Raw genomic sequence first — 18,467 nt, 5'->3', positions numbered from 1 at the left:
CAATCGTAGCAAGGGATATTTTGCGTTTTCACTGACTTTTTCATAAAACACCTAATCCTTTTTATCAGGTGATAAAAAAATCGAGATAAACTTGTGTAATTTCGTCAATTTCCACATCTTGCGACTTATTTCACATTGACACACGTGCACATAAAGGATAGCATTAAAAATGAAACCGTGTGCAAAAGTAAATATAAGGGTGTGTCCTCGTTGAACATGATCAAATCTGTTGTCCGTAGTAGTTCCAATTGGCTAAAATCTTTTTATTCCGGGCAAGATATTGCCTATCCATTTATCCTCTCTCTCGTTTTGCCCGTGATTCTCGATCAATTCTTTCTTGTGAGTTTTAACTTTGTCAATACAGCGATGATCAGCTCTGCTGGTACCGAAGCTGTTAGTGCCGTCAGTATGGTGGGCAGCTTGCATTTCTTTTTGGTCAACACATTTACTGCTGTAGGGCTGGGGGGGACGGTACTGATGGCCCAGTATTTTGGCAAAAAAGACATCAAACAACTGAGTAAAGTCTGCAGCGGGACGGTTTACGGTGCGGTATTTGTGGCTTGTACCGTCAGTCTCTTGATTGCTTGTTTTCACCAAAACATTTTGCACTTGCTATTCGGTCAGGCTGAACCGTTGGTCTTGGAGAACGCCCAAATCTATTTATTGGGGTTGCTGGCTTCTTATCCGTTGCAAGCAGTCGTTGAAGGTACAAATGGCAGCTTAAGAGGAATCGGCCGGACAAAGGCATCCTTGAAATTGTCTTTGCTGATGAACTTTGTCTACATTGTCTTCAATATTCTCTTTTTGCATGTATTAGGCATGGGGATGATTGGATTGATCAGTTCTCTATTGATTTCAAGGGTGATTGGGATGCTCTTTGCTGTCTACACATTGCGCATCAATCGCGGCCTCTTTTTATTAAAGAAAGAAGATTTTCTGCATATTCGCATGAAAGTTATCAGCAAAGTGTTAAAAATCAGTATTCCCTTTGCTGCTGAATCGTTGTTTTTTAATGGCGGAAAAATCATTATCCAAACAATGATCGTCAGTTTTGGAACCAATGTGATTGCTACCAACGCGATTGCGTCTTCATGGATTCAGATTTCAGAAATCATTCCTAGCGCATTGGCCACATCCCTTGTGCCAATCGTGGGTCAAAGTATTGGACGGGGCAATATTGCAGACGCCAAGAAGTTTACGAAAGCCTTTGTTTTGACTGGCATGGTGGCGTTTCTTGTTGTTGACTTAAGTCTGCTGCCCTTCTTTTCATTTGGGATGCGCCTTTTCAATCCTCCGGCAGTCATTATCCCAGCGATTTACAGACTCTATTTGATTGCCATTGTGATGCACTTTTTGACTTGGAGCATCGGCTTCATTTTGCCTGCCGCATTACGAGCTGCAGGCGATGCCAACTTCACCACGATGGCTTCGCTGCTTTCAATGTGGATCTTTCGGATCGGCATGGGGTACTTGGCGGGAATCGTATTGGGCTATGGTTTGACGGGGATCTATGTGGTCATGACGATCGAATGGGGCGTTCGTGGACTGATTTTCTTCCTGCGATTTAGCGGAAAGAAATGGTATCAGCATACGTTGACATAGACGTTCATTGGTTCTTTTTCCATGAAAAAAGCTAAAACCATCTTTTGGATGATTTTAGCTTTTTTATACACATTCATGTGCTTAGCTACCTATATCTTTTATCTACCCTATGCAACCTGCTTTGCTTAAATTCTAGATTGAAAGAGTATTCTATTTTACAAGGCAGCAATGATTATACTAAACAATTTGAAAGTATACATGATAACTTTGTTCATTAATTTGATTCAATGGTACGAATTGACGTCCATCTAGCTGGTAGTAATTATTTTTTTCAACAATCCCTTTTTTTATTTTTTCAAAAGATAGTTGTTGATATTCATTTGATTCAGAAATTTCAGCTAAAATATCTCGTCCATATGCAATGGAACAGACCGTGGGATCATCATTCGCAGCAATCAGACGTACTACTGGCTTCAGGTCAAGAATAATCTTTGTATTGACCATCTCTCCAGTAAATACTAGGTAATCCATATCAGAACACTCTTTAACCTGTCCAGAAACGGTCAATGATAGTAGATCAGCCCATTGTGGTCGGCGAATCTTCAATGTTTTTGATGCCGGCAAATCAACCACTAATTCAATTCGATGATTATCCGCATGTAGCTGCCGAATGGCGATATCCTTTGCTTTGACTTCACTCGGATAGAACAGGTTAACGTATACAGTATCATCAGCAAACGCATAGATATCTTTTTGAAAACGTAGTAATGTTTCCAAACCAGTTCCATGGCAGCAAGTATTTTCGTCTGTGTCAAAATGCTTGTGGGCAGCTGGTTCTAAAGGCATAAAATATGTCGTCCCACCATCACAGCTATGACTGGCCGCTGAAAGCAAATGATTATGGAGGACATTCTCATAGTAGTCCATATATGCTTTATCTGGGTGAATATCGAATAGCTTACGTGACAGTTTCAATAAGTTGTGGCTGGCACAACTCTCAGCAGATTTGCTCGTTATATAGTTGCGAATTGCCCCATGTCCTTTAAACATTTCTGTTTCGCCAACACCACCTATAGAATACGCGTGATGATTTGTGACAATCTGCCAAAAATTCTCAGCGATCTCATAATATTTTTTTTCACCGGTCTCTTCATAAATATCTAAAGCACCCAAAATCTGCGGGATATGCTGGTTGGCATGCACACCGTCCAACGTGTCAAAATTCTCTGCCATTGGAACAAATAGTTTGTCGTTCTCAAAAAGTAAAGCAGTATTCAGATATTTCTCTTCATGCGTCAAATGATACAAACGCATCAAAGCTGAAATCATGCCACCAAATTCTCCAGCTATATAGATCGACCACATCTTGTTCAGTTGTTCTGGCAACAGTTTTGCTAAACGCTTTGTGGTCCAATCACCTAAGGCTACTGCAGCACTCAATCCTGTTTCATTATCAGCATATTGATAACTATCCAATAATCCCTGAAAAAGCTTATCAAGTGTATAATAGGGTGCCCATATAGTTGGGTAAGTTGTGAATTTCTCCAACAGATCGAATTGTTTCTCGGAATAAGCGCTGATGAATCCTTCATGCATCCCTTTATCTGCAAGAGCCAATTGACATTCTCGTAAGCCGTTTACCAACGCTTCCACCTTTTCATAGTAAATCGGATTTTTTGTAGCATATGCTGCCAAAGATAACGAAGAAAGGTAATGGCCCGTGGTATGTCCTTTCAAATTGCATTCAGGAGCATCCCATCCTGTCATTGGTTTGGCTCCACGAGTAGATAAGTCTGCTACTTCCCGGAAACTATACAACAATTGATCGATATCCACTTGTTCTAGATGAGACAACATCCGATCTGCTGCATCCTTAAATGGAGAATTTGGCAGTAATTTAGTAGCATAGGATTCTAATAGGTGAACAGGTTCTGTCTCAAAATCCTCAATCACGATCAATTCTACAAGGTACTTTCCACCCGCTACCTGCCCTTGCATCGAGGACATATCCTTAGACACATACTGTTGATTCCAAGCCACCTCTACTGTTGTATATTCACCATTGTCCAACTTAGCTACGCAAACACTTGGCAGTGATTTTTTTAAATCCTTTTTTTGTACATGAACTGGATAGACTTTTACAATCGTGGTTTTCTGTTCTTCTTCCAAGACCGTTGCGGTAAATATTCTTTGTTTCGTGATTCCAGCCATCGAGGCAGTTACTTCTAAGTTCACCTCACGATTGCCAACCCCAAAAGTAGGCCGTGTAACTTTTCCCTCGTTACTGATAAACAAAATCTCACCCGTCTGCCAGCTAAACCTACTACCTCTTTTTCCCTCAAAAGGCAATTGTAAGTCCGTATCTACTGTGCCAAGATTACCTAAATATATATCTGCTAAATCACTCAACAAAATCTCTTCAATTTTCTCGGTTGTTAATACTGTTGCTTCCATTTCCATTAGACACCACCTTCAGTTGATTTGACTTCATGATTCATTATTTCTTTAGTAAAATCAGTGTTTAATGGCTTTGATGATTGTTCTTTGAACCAATTTTTACCATCTATTAATCGAGCAATAACCATTGAAACAGCTGGATCAGAAGTGACATTGATCATTGTACAAAATGGATCAGTTAAAGTGCCCATGATTACAATTAGCGGTACTGCTTCTGTAGGGAACCCAAAAGCCGTGCAGATGAACAATTCACCAATAAATCCCCCACTCGGGATCGTTCCAACTATTATTCCGGAAATTACCGCTACCAATACTGCTAAAAGCATTTGCTGCAAATCAAAGTTTCGTTGATAAAGGGCAAATAAGAAAGCAATTTTCATAATCTGTACACTTACTACACCATTTTTATGCGTGCTTCCTCCTAGCGGAATCACAATATCACAAATATCATTAGGAATCCCCATTCGTTGCGCTGCAATCAGATTCACCGGGATACAAGCCGTAGAACTGCAAGTACCCATAGCCGTAGTCAGCGGCAAGGTGATATGTTTCCAATAGGATTTCAACCCATCGATCCCACCACCCCAATAGGTATACGCCGTGGATGTAAACACGAAGAATAAAATACAAAACAGTACATATATGATCGATAAACGTGCAATAGAACCCACTACCTGGCCACCTAGCTGACCAATCATCGAAGCAAAATAACAGGCAATTCCTATTGGCGCAAGTTTCATAACAAAAGCCACCATTTTAGAGAAAATCTCAGTCATATTATTCAAGAACTGCTTCATTCCCGGCACCTTGTCACCGAGCATACTGGTGGCAATACCAAACGTGATAGAGAAGATGATCAAAGGCAGCATATTGTCTTTAGAAAGCAGCAGTGAGAAGTCAGACACTGTCAACATATTGACCAAATTCAAACTGGCCTCCAATGCTTCATTGTCCCCACTTAGCTGAATTGGATGCCCATCAGTCACAGGAAAAATACTTACAGTCAAGAGCGCCAAAATAGAGGTAATCATACCAGATACAATAATAACTACTAAAAAAATCAACAAAATCTTTTTCAACTTACTAATATTTTCCATATTGGCAATAGAAGCTGCGATAGAAAAGAATACGATTGGCACTATCAAACAAAAAACCAGATTAAGAAAAATATCGGCGATAGGTTTGACTACAGTGGCTTGTTCTCCTAACACCAATCCAGCGATTGCACCTAACACAACGCCAATTAACAAAACAATGGAAAACTTGTAATTATTTAAAACTTTAAGCATAACTCTTCCTCCTTTAATCAATTACTCTTTTGTAATCCATCTTTACGCTTTAATGATAACGGATACATTCATTCGAAAGATACGAATAAAAGTTAAAAAAAATGTATTATATTAACTATTTTTGTTGTAATATATTTGATATATAATAAGTTTTGTAAACGGTTAAATTAACAAAAGGCCTGATTATCAACTGTTTTACTATCATTATTGTTGTATATTATTTGAATGAGGTGAATCGATGTATATTGAGTTTACTTGTCCACCAGTCCCCCACCTAGTAGTAGCTGGGGAATCTACTTTTCGACCTGGGGATATTCATGAAAGTCGAATATTGACTGAAGTCTTTGATTTGATCTTAGTCACTAAAGGTACGCTATTCATAGAAGAGGATGATTATCAATTTTCTTTGCGACCCAATGACTATTTAATTCTCTTGCCTGAGCACCGCAATCGAGGTTTTCGCCCTTGTTTAGAGGAGACCCATTTTTATTGGGTGCACTTTAATACCACTGGTCATTATCAAAAGAACTATAGTACCAAAGGTCAAAAACAAAAAAAGATGAATCGTCGCCGTTTTTATCAACGAGATGACTTTTCAATTTTTATTAGCAATGAAGGTCACCTAGATGCGTCTACTTCTGCTTATATTCAAGAATCTATTCGCAATCTATCCGAAGTACAGATCAACAATAACCAACGTCAAAAACTTTTCTTCGATCCAAAAATGGCACCTTTAGAAGCTCAGCAATCATTTCTATCCATTCTATCCATTCTGCGGAGCAAAAATGAAGACGAAGATAGCAACAACCTGCCTGCTCAAATTTACAGTTATATTCAAGCCCATTCAAAGCAGCCTTTTTCTTTGGAAGATATCGCTAAAACATTTGCTTACCACAAAAGCTATATCATCCAGTTAATCAAGAAAAATTATGACCTGACACCCACTCAATTGCATAACCAGTTACGTCTAGAGGAGTCTAAAAATCTACTATTAAAATCTGACTATTCCATTCAACGCATCGCTGAAGAAACAGGTTTCTACGACTCAGCATATTTTAGTCGCAGGTTTAAAGAATATACCGGGATTTCACCTAGTGTATGGCGAAAACAACACCTTTCTTCATGAACAAGTAAAGAATTCACGAAGCATATTGCGATGACGATCGAATGGGGCTGATTTTCTTCCTGCGATTTAGCGGAAAGAAATGGTATCAGCATACGTTGACATAGACTTTCATTGGTTCTTTTTCCATAAAAAAAGCTAAAACCATCTTTTGGATGATTTTAGCTTTTTTTTGTCCTGATAAAACAAACCGCTTATATACGCACACGCTTCTCCATATACATCCGTATCCAACCCAAACAACCAACGACAAAACAAGCCAAAGCCAACCAAAACCCAGAATCAATCGCGATCCTTCCATCAGCAAAAAAAGATTGTGTCCCGATGATCGTGTCGCGGATATATAAGATTAGCCCCAATATTCCAAAGCCTGTCAGGATACTCAAGACAGCAAATCGTTCTTTAGTTATTTCGTTAAAGGCAAATAAACTATCCGTGATGATTTGGTAGCCGAAGACGATCGTCCCCACAATACTCACAACAAAAAGTGCAAACTGATCGTTCTCATTGAAATAATTTGGGGCTAAAACCAATAACAGACCGCCAATAGCCAATCCCAATTCATAGCTTCTGCTTTTCAGTTTTAATTGTCGTTCATCGTACGTCTTTTTTCCAAGACGATACCCACGAGTGACCCAAAGCGCCAAAGCCAAAAACAGATAAAAGATCACCAAAAAAACAACACCAACATACCATTTGCCCAACCATGTAAACACGACTAAATTGCCTACTGTCCAGATGAACAGCAAGATTTTTTGTATGATATCAGAACGAAAAAATTTCATATAGATTTCCCCCCGGTCAATTTAAACACATCCTCGACTGGCATTCGGAAGTAATGGGCAATACGCAATGCTAGTTCTAAGGATGGGTTGTATTTATTGGTCTCGATTGCATTGATCGTTTGCCTAGAAACGCCCACGATTTCGGCCAATTCGCCTTGCGACAAGCCGATATTTTCACGGATAGTTCTCACCCGATTGATGACTGGCATCTCTTCACTCCTGTCAAGTTTCCTTTACAGATAATATAACATGACGCGTCGCAGATGTAAAGGTTGCTTTACACCTAAAAACGCCTTGTATCTACAAAAAAAGCATGAAGAAAGCAGCTACGCTCTTCATGCTTTACCTCTATCTTTTCGTCTATCGATTCAAACGATACATCACTACTTTTTATGATGCTGCAACAAATCCGGTTTCATATCCAACATTGAATAGCCCCTAATATCATACCGATTTCGACTATAAGAGTAGTCTATCGGTCGGCCAGATTCTAAGTAAATGATTTGCTCCAATTCCAATACCGGATCATCTGCTTTACAATCCAAATAGGTTTGATCGTACTGGTCGCTTTTGTCTGCTTGAAAGGTCCGATACGCACCAGCAAACCGATAGCCTAGATCGTGGAGGATATAATCATAGACAGATTCTTCTAAGATCTCTCTCGTCAGGCCACTCATCAAATCAACAGGCATGTAAGAATGTTCTAAAATATACGGATTGCCATCTAAGATCCGCAGTCGGATCACATGATAGATGGGCTGTTCCGCTGTGATTTGCAGCATTTCTTGAATTTTTGCTGTTGGAAAGCAGACTTCAAAAGTGATTACTTGACTCGTCAAGTTTCGCTTTTCTTGCTTCATTTGATAACTTAATCCTTTGTATTCAGTAGCCGATGAGGTATCTTTTCCTGCAAAGGAATGATTCAATACTTTGGTGCCTGAACCCCGTTTCGTCAGCAACAAACCTTCCATAATCAGGATATTGACTGCATTCTTGATGGTCATGCGGCTCACACCAAATTCTTCCACCAACTCTGTTTGATACGGCAGAAAACTGTCTTTAGGGTAAGTCCCATCCTTGATTCTTTTGCGCAGAATATCTGCAATCTCCAAATACTTCGGCATATTTGCCACCTCCGAAACGACATCTTTTTTTTAATCCATAAAAATACCGGCCAATAAACCTGTGTCATCATCTGCGTATACTTATTTTGTCACGCAATGCGGTGATCATTGACACGTTTGTTTGCGGCCGGTCATCGATAGTGATTGTACGATTGGTTATATTTGACTCATTGATACATTACGCGTTTTTCAAACGACGGGTTTCTTGGATTTGTGCCATCTTCACAAATGGCAAGTAAATAACGACCGACAAAATCAAGTTGACTGCTGCCAAAATACCGCCAGCAATACTTTGTGTGGATAAAATACCGCCAATGATCGGTGGTGTCGTCCACGGTGCGATCACGGTAGCCGCAGGAACGAGCCCGGTAGACGTTGCGAAATATGCTGTAGTGACCAGAACAAGTGGCGTCAACACGTATGGAATGAACAAAATCGGGTTCAAGACAACTGGCAGACCAAACATCACTGGTTCATTGATCATGAAAATCCCTGGTGCAACAGATAATTTTGCGACAGTCATATAGGCTTTATGATGACGGGCAACTAAGAAAATCGCAATCAACAAGCCTAAGGTTGCGCCTGTTCCACCAATATTCACGAATGAATCAAAGAACGGTTTGTTGACGATATACGGCAAGTCAGTGCCAGCTTGCAAAGCTTTCGCATTGGCTTCAATGGCTGGTACGTTGATGGTTTGCATAAATGGATCGATGATATTGGCACCATGTAAACCAAAGAACCATAAGAAAGCTGAGATGAAACCTAGTAATAATGCAGCTGGATAAGAGTTTGCCAAGCCCATGAATGGTTGTTGCACCAATTCATAGAATGACAGTACGATACTTGTCACACCAAACGCTTGGAAAATAGCTGTAATCAAAGCAAAAATCGAAATCGTGATCATCGCAGGGAACAAAGCTGCAAATGAACGTGAGACTGCTGGTGGTACCCCGTCAGGCATATTGATGACCAAACGTGGATTGCCAGCCAAACGTCGGAAAATCTCAGTAGAAATAATTGCAACGATCAATGCCAAAAATAATCCTTGAGAACCCAGTCCAGCTGCTGTTAATAAACCTTCAGAATCCGTTGCCATCGCACCCAAGGCGAAGAAACTTGCCACTGAGATCGCACCAGCGCCTAAAGCATCCTGATTATAGCTCTTAGCTAAATTATACGACACCGTGAAAGCGATTAAAAGTCCAAGTATTGAAAAAGTCCCTGCTGATAAATTATTCCCAAATGCCTGCCAAGTCCCTTCCCCAAAAATACCATTCATAAAATCTATATATGCAGGAATCGGTAAATTGTTGATCAATACCCCAAACGAACCTAAGATCATCAACGGCATCGTTACAATAAACCCATCCCGAATAGCCACTAAATGTCTTTGCGAACCAATTCTAGAAGCAATCGGTATAAAATGCTTCTCCATAAATCCAATAAATTTATCCATTGTTTTTTTCTCCTTTCAAACCCTTACCAAAATAATGAAACCGATTTCTAGTAAAGAATAGCACGCGAGCGTTTCCATGTCTAGTCTTTTCTTTTGCTAAACTAATCTTTTTTATCACCAAACTTATCTTTTGGCGATTGATTATTTTCAAAGATTCCGCCTCATCACCATAAACACACACAAAGAACCGAACTACTGATTGTAGAAATGCCGATTTTCAGCTATACTTCTTGGGAGGTGATAAGATGCCAAAATATCAAGAGATTGCCAATACGCTACGCACACGAATCAAAAATCACACCTATCTGCCCGGCAGCTTATTGCCGAACCAGATAGACTTAGTAGCGGAATTCGGCGTCAGCAGAATGACCATAAAAAAAGCCATCGGCATTTTGGCGATGGAAGGTTTAGTGTATGCGCAAAGAGGTGCTGGGACCAAAATATTGAACCACCCTTTTTTAAAGAAAGACACGACCGCTTTAACTGTATACGAAGGCTTATCGACAGAAATGAGCAAATCTGGCCGCAAGCTTGTCAGTGAAGTGATTGATTTCCAAGTTGAATTTCCTGACCAAACCACACAAGAAAAATTGATGCTCACAGAAAGTCAGCCCGTCTACAAGATTGTCCGCTTACGGATCCTTGAAGACCAGCCGTTTATTCTGGAGCATACCATGATGCCCGTTCATTTGGTGCCCAATCTCAATCGCACCCATCTGGAACACTCGATTTATCAATACGTCAAAGAAGATTTAGGCATCCAATTTGCCGGTGCCTACCGCACCATCTCTGCAGATAAGAGTTCTGCATATGATCAACAGTATTTGAACTGTTCACCAGAAGATCCCGTTTTGGAAATCGCACAAATTGTTTATCAGAAGAATGGCGCACCGATCGAGTATTCTCGCAGTCGTAATCGGTATGATATGCGGGCTTATTCTTATTTGGATGTGCAGCAGTGAGTAAGGCTCACAAGGAGATGGCCCTTTGACCTGTCCCCATTTGAAAATGATCATCAGGATGTTCGGGCCTCATTACTGGGTGTCAATATTTATATTTCTTAAGCAATCTACTATCAAAAAAACATCTCATGGAAATTCTTGCGGGAATTCTATGAGATGTTTTTTAGGAAGCTGCATTTAATCAATATAAACTATATAAAGAGCTTGAAAACATTGTTTTATAAATTATAGGACTGATGAATCATTTTTAGATTTATCAGTCCTATTTTTATTTCACTTATGAGGTTTAACGTATCTTAATACGATTGAAAAAGGATCAGGCACCTTACTTAACAATAAAAAATCAAGACTTAAATATAAAAGCAACCTATGATCCTATCCTTAAACTTGTAGACATTTTGACTAGGATTTTTTTATAGGCCATTACCCCTCCCCCAGTTCTACAATTGTTTATTTATTGCTGTAACACTCTCTTCATCAGTATTTAGTGACTGGCAGTTGGTCTTTCTATCATTTTAGAAAGCTCCTGTAACTGACAGATGTTGTCTTTTAGTCCGATAGTATTCTCTTTGGCTTTTTCAAGAGATATGATCAAACTGTCACAGGCAGAAATGATGTCTTCATTGGGATTGGGCTGGTTTAAAACCGCTCTAATGTCTTGTACCTGAGACAGGTCTATAAAATTAAGCAGTCGCAAGATGGCCTCTAATGAATATTTTGCAGAGCGAAGAGTCCGAATGATTTTCAAGCGATTCAAATCCTCCATTTTGTAGATGCGATAACCATTTTGATTGCGCTTTAAGGTAAGTAAGCCATTCAATTCCCAATTTCTTAGCGCATCAGTAGTGACACCTAAATAGACCGCCACTTCTCTTCGTTTAAGCGAGAGTGAGCTTTCTTTGGTCTCTCCTTTCAACAAATACTCAACGATGTGAATGGCTTCTTCTGCTCGGTCTATTTCTTGATCGACAGCAACGATATACTGGTCCAATAAAGTTCGTGCTTGGTCAAACTTATAGTTTGCTAGCGCCTTGATTATGCCTCGCATACTCTCTCTCAATCCAGACTGGAGAACTTCTATCTGAAACGCGATACGAGACGTTTTGATCAATTCTACATGAAAGTCATTGTATATGCGATAACCATTCTTCTTGCGTAGGGGTTCAGGAATCAAATTCCATTCTTCATAGCGTCGAATGGTATTTGGATGTAAATCAACCATTTTTGCTACCTCAGAAGTACTGTATGTCTTCATTTCTCCCCTCCTATCTTGTTACTAACAATATTAGTTCATGCAGCGCTCGAGAGCAACTTGTATAAAGCAAGTTACTTTTTTTTGTCAGCTGATGCGCTTTGATATCCGGCAGAATCACTTGGTCAAATTCCAGTCCTTTAGCAAATTGAGGTGTGGTAATGATCACACCTTCTGCCATTGTTTTCGTCTCTTTTGACAGACAAGTCAATGGAATATCAGCAAGTATCTGTTCAATAACGACCATTTCGGTTTCCGTTTGACAGATAATACCACAGGTCGCATAAGTTGAGGAAGGATGTTGAAAAGTTGTAATTTGCTTATATAATTGTGCCCATTTATCATCATCATTCATTACTTGCATCTCTATTACTGCTTTGCCATGGCGTTCTACTGGCTGAAGGTCTTGGTTTGAGATAAAGCGTTTGGCATAAGTCATGATTTCATAGCTGGATCGGTAACTAGTATTGAAGGTGATCACATGACTATTAGGAATAATTGATTGTATTTGAGCAAGAAAATCAGGGTCTTCCGTAAGTAAATTTTGACTAACGTCACCGCAGATCGTTTTTTGACAGGGGAATAGGTTATCTAATAAAAAAAATTGGAGGAGTGAATAATCCTGCATCTCATCAATGACTAAATGTTTGAACTGATGATTGACGAGTAGCCCTTCAATCTTCCACTTAAAAAAAAGATAAGGAAATGCATCTGAATAGGCAATCCTATTTCCTTTTCTGATCAATTCTTCTTTTTGAGTATCCAAGAACTTCTCATATTCAGCCAAAGGCTGAGTGATTCCGATTCTTTCCTTTAGTTCACAGGCAATCACCGTTTCGTACTTCTTTTGATCCCCAGATAACTCTTTGGCTAAGCAATTTGCTAACTCTTTTATTTGTTGCCAGATGGCTACTGCTTGAAGACCTGTAAAAGCTGTTTTGATTTTTTGTTTTTTGAGGTGAATGCTGGGCTCGATCACAATGTCTTCATTGAATAGCTTCTTTGTAACTGTTTCGAAATACTCATTCATGGCCCAAAAGAATGATGCAGATCGTTTATGCAAATACGAGCGGACTTTTTTCGATTGGGGATTGCTGATGATTTCTGTGATTTCTCTTTGACGATCTGCGATCACCAGCGGCTCTTCCATTAACGGCTGCATCAACTGAGTGATGTCTAATTGAAAGAGATCTTCTTCGCCTAATTCAGGCAACACAGTGGAAATGTAATTGGAGAAGATCTCATTGGGGGATAAAATCAGTACGTCTGATGCAGCAAATTCACCTCTCTTTTGATAAAGCAGATAGGCAATTCGATGAAGAGCAATGGACGTTTTTCCAGAACCGGCAACGCCTTGAATAACTAAATTTCTTGTCTTTGTATCTCTGATAGCTTCATTTTGCTCCTTTTGAATCGTGTGTATGATGGTCTTCATTTCTTTGGTCGTATGCTTACTTAACTCATTGATCAAAAAATCATTGTTCAGAGAGTCGTTGGTATCTACAAAGAAATTGATTCTTCCGTTCTTGATGACAAATTGTCGTTTTAATTGCAAGTTACCAGTAAATATCTTTCCCATTGACTCATATTGGGCACTGCCCAGAGTGAAGTCATAATACAAAGATGAGATTGGTGCTCGCCAATCATACACTAGTTGCTGCCCATAGTTATCGAAAAAACCATATCTTCCAATATAGAATTTCTCAGCTTCCTCTTCCTCATCAAACTGAAAGTCGATTCGAGAAAAATAAGGAGTTGCCTTCAAATAAGACAGTTTTGTGATGCGATTAGTCTCAAAAGTATTCCGTTTATCGATAAAAGATAAGTTTTGCTGATGAGTATAGACTTCATATTTATCTATTTCGTTTTTGTAATCTACAGTATATTTCTTGATTTCTTTGTAAATTTGTTCATTCGTGTCCACCGTTGCTTCGATTTCTTTGATTTGCGTGGTGATCTTTTTAACAACATTTGCTAAATAGCTTTCTTCATTGGTCACAATCATCTCTCAAACCACCTTCCTTCAAGAATTCTAACAAGAAAGTATACATTGGTGTTATAGTGTAGGGTTTGAAGTGTCAAAGAAAAAAATTCTACTTTCCTGAAGTACGTTCGAAAAAAGTTAGATTTTGGGTCTAATCTTTAGAGTCACTACATTATGCTATATATATTTATTTTAAGTTATTAAAATGTTCTTCTCCCCTATATTTTTGTAATTGTATTTAATTTGACATTCATTCATTTTTTTCAACTAAAAAAGTCGTGACATTATTCTTAATTCACTCATCAACTAATAAAAAAGCCAAAAACCTATCATATCAAGGTTTCTAGCTTTAAAATAGCTATTACTCCACAGACCCTTCCAACGACTCTTAGGATGAGACTCTTTTACCAGTTGATGCAGGTCAAACTTTGCATTATTTCAATCCACTCATCCCTAATAGGATGAGTCATACGAGAACCCAGAACTACTGGAGCAAGCCAATATTTCAATCCACTCATCCCTAATAGGATGAGACGTTTGTAGCCGTCAAGGCATAAACTCCCTACGGTCATTTCAATCCACTCATCCCTAATAGGATGAGACAGAAAAAGTAATTAAAAAGGCAAACACTGTTCTGATTTCAATCCACTCATCCCAAATAGGATGAGACTTCTCAATGCAATTCGAGGGCTGTCAATCCCTCCATTTCAATCCACTCATCCCAAATAGGATGAGACAAAAACGAAATCGTGATCAATCATCCCAAAACAATTTCAATCCACTCATCCCAAATAGGATGAGACAAAGTACATGTGGTTTACGTCTTATCAATATGATATTTCAATCCAATCATCCCAAATAGGATGAGACACCTAGAAATACACAATAGCGATTTTGGAAAATGATTTCAATCCACTCATCCCAAATAGGATGAGACAACAAACATCTTGGTCTTGATGATACTTATACTTATATTTCAATCCACTCATCCCAAATAGGATGAGACGATAGTAAAACTGTAAGTACATAGTATTGATAAATTTCAATCCACTCATCCCAAATAGGATGAGACATCATCTCCATAAACAATGTCTGGGATCCAATCTATTTCAATCCACTCATCCCAAATAGGATGAGACAATGGCATTCGATCTTTGATGTGTTTCTAGCCAATTTCAATCCACTCATCCCAAATAGGATGAGACCAGTTCATGCTAGTGGAGTAAAAAGCGTAACGATTGATTTCAATCCACTCATCCCAAATAGGATGAGACGTTATCGACTAAAATACCATCTCTATAAATAGACATTTCAATCCACTCATCCCAAATAGGATGAGACGGTGACGGTGATTCTGGTGCCTTAAATAAAAGTTTATTTCAATCCACTCATCCCAAATAGGATGAGACGTTGTTCCGACATAAGTAAATCATACAGTTGACGCTATTTCAATCCACTCATCCCAAATAGGATGAGACCGTGATTTCAGCTAAAAAGAAAGCTTTTTTCTACTAAAATCAATTAATTTAAAACATAAAATTAAAAATAGATTAGATATCTAATCGAAAACCTGAGAAATTTCGCAAAATAAGGTGCGAATCTTCTAGGAAAACTATGGGCGCTATAGATTCGCACTTGATATTTAAAATATCAACGGTTCTTCGACATTGAAGCTTTCTTTTGAGCCAAAGTGTTCTACTTTGTTATGATAGTTCTTTCCTAACCGATAAAATCTCAAGCTATCAACATCTGTATCTATTATATCAACTAATTCTTTTTTTAGTTTAACAAATTCTGTCGCATCAACCACACATTCAAAAACTGAGTTCTGGACCCTTTGACCATAATCCTGACATTTTTTCGCAACCTTCCTTAGTCGTTTGCTTCCTCCAAAAGTGCTAGTTGCGACATCATACGTAATTAAAATTAACAATTATTTCCCCTACTTCCAAAGAAATGGTGGGTACCCATCTAAATCATCTCGTAAATAACGACTAAGCAGTAATGCTTGCGAATATGGAACTAATCCCCAATTTATTTTTTCACCTAGAAAAGGATGTTTTATTTGTTCTTGTTTCTTATCCTGCCAACTTTTAAAAAATTTCTTGCGCCCATCATCTGTGAGGATAACTGCGCCACTCTCCTTTTTGATAAAATCTTTTGCTGTAATGATTTTTTTGTTAATGAGTGTCAATACAAATCGATCGGCATAGATTCCTCTTAATTCTTCCATTAAATCTAATGCTAGTGAAATTCTTCCGGGGCGATCTTGATGCATAAAACCTACATAAGGGTCTAACCCGACTGTCTCTAAAGCAGCAGCGCAATCCTGTGCTAACAAAGTATATGCCAGCGATAGCAAGGCATTTACATTATCTAATGGTGGGCGCCTATTTCTACCATAAAAGCCAAAATCCGATTTTTGTTGTAACACCATTTGATCAAGCAAGAGAAAGTACCGATTTGCCGCCTGACCTTCAATTCCTCTTAAAGAGTCTAAATCAGATGCTTGTCGTACATCTTCGGTATATGCCTTTAACTCATTTGCTATTTGTTTAAATCGTTTCACATCCACTCTCATCGGATTATCTCTGGTGACTCTTTCTAACATCCAACGTTGATTGTACAATTTTCCTACAATAAAATGTCGTGCAATCGCCAAACTCTTTACTTCGTCATCTGAAATTCGATACTGGGTTTTTCGCAAGAAAACATTTCCAGACGTTCCGCCTATCACACGGCTGCCAAACCTACCAGTTGATGTCAAAAACGTTATACTGATATTTTTTTCAGCGCACTTCCGCATTAGTGCAGGACTGGCTCCTAAGTAGCCAGTTGTTACAATCGCTTCTATATTATGAAGTGGAACTCGCCCTAAAGCTATCTCTTCTTTCAAAACAACAATATTTTCACCATTCAAAACCAAATATGAATCAGGAGTTGTGATAAATAACGTATTCAATAATTTTTTCATTCAGAAAGCCTCCGATCCAAGAATCCTTTCACAGTTTGAGTGTTCATCAACTTAGGCAAACAAAGGTCCTTCAAAGAACATTTCTCGCAAAAACTACCGGTTTTCACCTTAGGCGTATATCTCTTTTGCCAATATTGGTGCATTTCTTTAACTTTTCTTTGAAGTTCTTCTCTTAAATCTTGCGTAAAAAGGACTAATTCGCGGTGCTTTGTCTGATGATAATATATATAACCTTTTGGAATCTCACAAACCAGCATTTCTTCTAAACAAACCGCTTGTGCTGTCAACTGCAATATGTCGCTAAGTTCTTTTTTCGGTTTTCCATGCTTATACTCAACAGGAACTGGTAAAAACTTGCCAACTTCACCATTTAGAGAAATGCCTTCACTATCTGCAATAAATTCTACAACATCACAAATTCCAGTTAAACCATAAGTGGTAGAATGCACAGGTAAGCCTCGAACAATTAAACGGTTTTTTCGCTTTTCTCTAATTGTTGGTTGATCTGCCTTCTCATGTAACTGTTGCCCTTCCACAGTAAGAACATTTTCTTTCCATTGCTGCTCAATATGAATAATTGCCCATTGACGTCGACAAAAAAGAAAATGTTGAATACCAGAAATCATTAAATAATCATTTTCATCATACATGATTACATTCCGTCAATTTCAGTCAGTTTCACTCCTTCAACCGGTACTACAGTGATCTTAAAATCATCAATTGATTTTACACGATCTATTTCTGGGCGTTTCGTTAGGATAACTGAACGATGTACTTTAGCCGATGAGACCTTACCTAGCTTGCTCGGATGTTCCCACCAATATACTTTTTCTACAACCATGCTTCCCTCTGGTCGTGCAGAAGAAGCATCATTTTCAAACAAACTTACAAGAGATTCTTTGATTTTTTCTGCATCTGCTTCAGTAAATTTCGTTTTTTCTGCCAATTGAACATTGATACTTCCGTTAAAAACATACAATCCATAACTAACAAAATGCTTTGTGCCCATGGTATCTGAGCTTTTTCCACCACCTGCATCAACCGAATTCACACTTTTGGTAATCTGCATAGTATTAATGTCAATCGGTTCAACACTGGTTGCAGTTTGAATAGATACAGGCCCACGTACGCCTACCGATAATTCTAAACCTTTAAAAGCAAAGACTTGTCCAAAACTTCTCGTATCTATCCATGTTTCACACGCTATGTCACTAAAACGATTAATATCTGCTTTCTTTTTATCTGCCGCAATTTTTTTTAATTCCTCAATAGACTCCACTCGGTCTTTTAAACTCTTCATCCCATCATCAGCACGATCCTCTGATTGAACAAAAATCGCTTCTCCCATGTCTTGTAGTCGATTACGAATCTTTCGTTTAATCGCTACATCTGAAATTTCTCCATATCCTTCAAAATTTTGTCTAGGTCGATTGCCATTTAGTGGATCACCATTAGGGTTGGCATTTGTTACAGAAACAATTACTTTAAAGTCGATTTTGTGTGCTAAGGTTGTCAT

Annotated in this window: 15 protein-coding genes and 1 CRISPR repeat array; of the genes, 3 read left to right on the top strand and 12 right to left on the bottom strand. The window is 38.6% G+C overall.

Features of this window, described 5'->3' with window-relative positions; translation table 11 throughout:
• The first annotated feature begins 216 nt into the window (after nt 1-216).
• Nucleotides 217-1,602, top strand: a complete 1,386-nt coding sequence (locus tag IGI41_RS02445; RefSeq protein WP_430612685.1) for an MATE family efflux transporter — start codon at nt 217-219, stop codon at nt 1,600-1,602.
• A gap of 177 nt (nt 1,603-1,779) precedes the next feature.
• On the opposite strand, the gene IGI41_RS02440 is transcribed toward IGI41_RS02445, so the two are convergent.
• Together IGI41_RS02440 and IGI41_RS02435 are read right to left on the bottom strand one after the other, a co-directional pair.
• Nucleotides 1,780-4,002, bottom strand: a complete 2,223-nt coding sequence (locus IGI41_RS02440) for a beta-L-arabinofuranosidase domain-containing protein (RefSeq protein ID WP_430611116.1) — start codon at nt 4,000-4,002, stop codon at nt 1,780-1,782.
• On the bottom strand, nt 4,002-5,288 hold the full coding sequence (locus IGI41_RS02435; RefSeq protein WP_430611114.1) for a dicarboxylate/amino acid:cation symporter: 1,287 nt from the start codon (nt 5,286-5,288) through the stop codon (nt 4,002-4,004). The genes IGI41_RS02440 and IGI41_RS02435 overlap by 1 nt, the downstream gene beginning before the upstream one ends.
• A 238-nt stretch (nt 5,289-5,526) precedes the next feature.
• Here IGI41_RS02435 and IGI41_RS02430 point away from each other — a divergent pair, with 238 nt between their 5' ends.
• On the top strand, nt 5,527-6,414 hold the full coding sequence (locus IGI41_RS02430; RefSeq protein WP_430611112.1) for a helix-turn-helix domain-containing protein: 888 nt from the start codon (nt 5,527-5,529) through the stop codon (nt 6,412-6,414).
• 191 nt (nt 6,415-6,605) lie between these two features.
• Here the strand turns inward: IGI41_RS02430 and IGI41_RS02425 are convergent, their stop codons facing one another.
• The 4 genes from IGI41_RS02425 to IGI41_RS02410 form a co-directional block, all read right to left on the bottom strand.
• On the bottom strand, nt 6,606-7,196 hold the full coding sequence (locus tag IGI41_RS02425; protein WP_430611111.1) for a hypothetical protein: 591 nt from the start codon (nt 7,194-7,196) through the stop codon (nt 6,606-6,608).
• The gene (locus IGI41_RS02420) at nt 7,193-7,405 is read right to left on the bottom strand and encodes a helix-turn-helix transcriptional regulator (protein ID WP_430611110.1); all 213 of its coding nucleotides are present in this window, start codon (nt 7,403-7,405) and stop codon (nt 7,193-7,195) included. Before IGI41_RS02420 ends, IGI41_RS02425 begins: the two co-directional genes overlap by 4 nt.
• 174 nt (nt 7,406-7,579) lie before the next feature.
• A complete protein-coding gene (locus tag IGI41_RS02415; RefSeq protein ID WP_430611108.1) occupies nt 7,580-8,320 on the bottom strand; it encodes a GntR family transcriptional regulator in 741 nt (246 codons plus the stop codon).
• A 178-nt stretch (nt 8,321-8,498) separates the two neighbouring features.
• The gene (locus IGI41_RS02410; protein WP_430611106.1) at nt 8,499-9,779 is read right to left on the bottom strand and encodes a PTS sugar transporter subunit IIC; all 1,281 of its coding nucleotides are present in this window, start codon (nt 9,777-9,779) and stop codon (nt 8,499-8,501) included.
• A gap of 245 nt (nt 9,780-10,024) precedes the next feature.
• Here IGI41_RS02410 and IGI41_RS02405 point away from each other — a divergent pair, with 245 nt between their 5' ends.
• Nucleotides 10,025-10,741, top strand: coding sequence for a GntR family transcriptional regulator (locus tag IGI41_RS02405; RefSeq protein WP_430611104.1), 717 nt, complete (start codon nt 10,025-10,027; stop codon nt 10,739-10,741).
• Between the two features lie 484 nt (nt 10,742-11,225).
• Here the strand turns inward: IGI41_RS02405 and IGI41_RS02400 are convergent, their stop codons facing one another.
• From IGI41_RS02400 to cas7c, 6 genes are all read right to left on the bottom strand, one after another.
• Nucleotides 11,226-11,996, bottom strand: a complete 771-nt coding sequence (locus tag IGI41_RS02400; RefSeq protein ID WP_430611103.1) for a MerR family transcriptional regulator — start codon at nt 11,994-11,996, stop codon at nt 11,226-11,228.
• A gap of 10 nt (nt 11,997-12,006) precedes the next feature.
• Nucleotides 12,007-13,998, bottom strand: a complete 1,992-nt coding sequence (locus tag IGI41_RS02395; protein ID WP_430611102.1) for a HelD family protein — start codon at nt 13,996-13,998, stop codon at nt 12,007-12,009.
• 414 nt (nt 13,999-14,412) lie between these two features.
• A CRISPR array of direct repeats spans nt 14,413-15,455; the repeat unit is 33 nt; unit sequence ATTTCAATCCACTCATCCCAAATAGGATGAGAC.
• A 164-nt stretch (nt 15,456-15,619) separates the two neighbouring features.
• Complete coding sequence (gene cas2, locus IGI41_RS02390) at nt 15,620-15,910, bottom strand: CRISPR-associated endonuclease Cas2 (RefSeq protein WP_430611100.1); 291 nt, start codon at nt 15,908-15,910, stop codon at nt 15,620-15,622.
• A gap of 9 nt (nt 15,911-15,919) precedes the next feature.
• Complete coding sequence (gene cas1c, locus IGI41_RS02385) at nt 15,920-16,951, bottom strand: type I-C CRISPR-associated endonuclease Cas1c (protein ID WP_430611099.1); 1,032 nt, start codon at nt 16,949-16,951, stop codon at nt 15,920-15,922.
• Entirely contained in the window at nt 16,948-17,601 is a 654-nt protein-coding gene (cas4, locus tag IGI41_RS02380) for a CRISPR-associated protein Cas4 (protein ID WP_430611098.1), read from the bottom strand. Before cas4 ends, cas1c begins: the two co-directional genes overlap by 4 nt.
• A 2-nt stretch (nt 17,602-17,603) precedes the next feature.
• On the bottom strand, nt 17,604-18,467 hold the full coding sequence (cas7c, locus tag IGI41_RS02375) for a type I-C CRISPR-associated protein Cas7/Csd2 (RefSeq protein WP_430611097.1): 864 nt from the start codon (nt 18,465-18,467) through the stop codon (nt 17,604-17,606).

Origin of the sequence: Enterococcus sp. DIV0876, assembly GCF_050529585.1 — a bacterium.
GTDB lineage: Bacteria > Bacillota > Bacilli > Lactobacillales > Enterococcaceae > Enterococcus_D.
The sequence above is the reverse complement of the archived record's forward strand: the minus strand, read 5'-3'. Positions and strand labels throughout refer to the sequence as shown.

Excerpts from the sequence above, each read along its gene's own strand:
- IGI41_RS02440 (WP_430611116.1), bottom strand. The coding sequence starts at position 4,002 with ATGGAAATGGAAGCAACAGTATTAACAACCGAGAAAATTGAAGAGATT.
- cas1c (WP_430611099.1), bottom strand. The coding sequence starts at position 16,951 with ATGAAAAAATTATTGAATACGTTATTTATCACAACTCCTGATTCATAT.
- IGI41_RS02420 (WP_430611110.1), bottom strand. The coding sequence starts at position 7,405 with ATGCCAGTCATCAATCGGGTGAGAACTATCCGTGAAAATATCGGCTTG.
- IGI41_RS02405 (WP_430611104.1), top strand. The coding sequence starts at position 10,025 with ATGCCAAAATATCAAGAGATTGCCAATACGCTACGCACACGAATCAAA.
- IGI41_RS02435 (WP_430611114.1), bottom strand. The coding sequence starts at position 5,288 with ATGCTTAAAGTTTTAAATAATTACAAGTTTTCCATTGTTTTGTTAATT.
- IGI41_RS02445 (WP_430612685.1), top strand. The coding sequence starts at position 217 with ATGATCAAATCTGTTGTCCGTAGTAGTTCCAATTGGCTAAAATCTTTT.
- IGI41_RS02415 (WP_430611108.1), bottom strand. The coding sequence starts at position 8,320 with ATGCCGAAGTATTTGGAGATTGCAGATATTCTGCGCAAAAGAATCAAG.
- IGI41_RS02410 (WP_430611106.1), bottom strand. The coding sequence starts at position 9,779 with ATGGATAAATTTATTGGATTTATGGAGAAGCATTTTATACCGATTGCT.
- IGI41_RS02430 (WP_430611112.1), top strand. The coding sequence starts at position 5,527 with ATGTATATTGAGTTTACTTGTCCACCAGTCCCCCACCTAGTAGTAGCT.
- IGI41_RS02400 (WP_430611103.1), bottom strand. The coding sequence starts at position 11,996 with ATGAAGACATACAGTACTTCTGAGGTAGCAAAAATGGTTGATTTACAT.
- IGI41_RS02395 (WP_430611102.1), bottom strand. The coding sequence starts at position 13,998 with ATGATTGTGACCAATGAAGAAAGCTATTTAGCAAATGTTGTTAAAAAG.
- IGI41_RS02425 (WP_430611111.1), bottom strand. The coding sequence starts at position 7,196 with ATGAAATTTTTTCGTTCTGATATCATACAAAAAATCTTGCTGTTCATC.
- cas7c (WP_430611097.1), bottom strand. The coding sequence starts at position 18,467 with ATGACAACCTTAGCACACAAAATCGACTTTAAAGTAATTGTTTCTGTA.
- cas4 (WP_430611098.1), bottom strand. The coding sequence starts at position 17,601 with ATGTATGATGAAAATGATTATTTAATGATTTCTGGTATTCAACATTTT.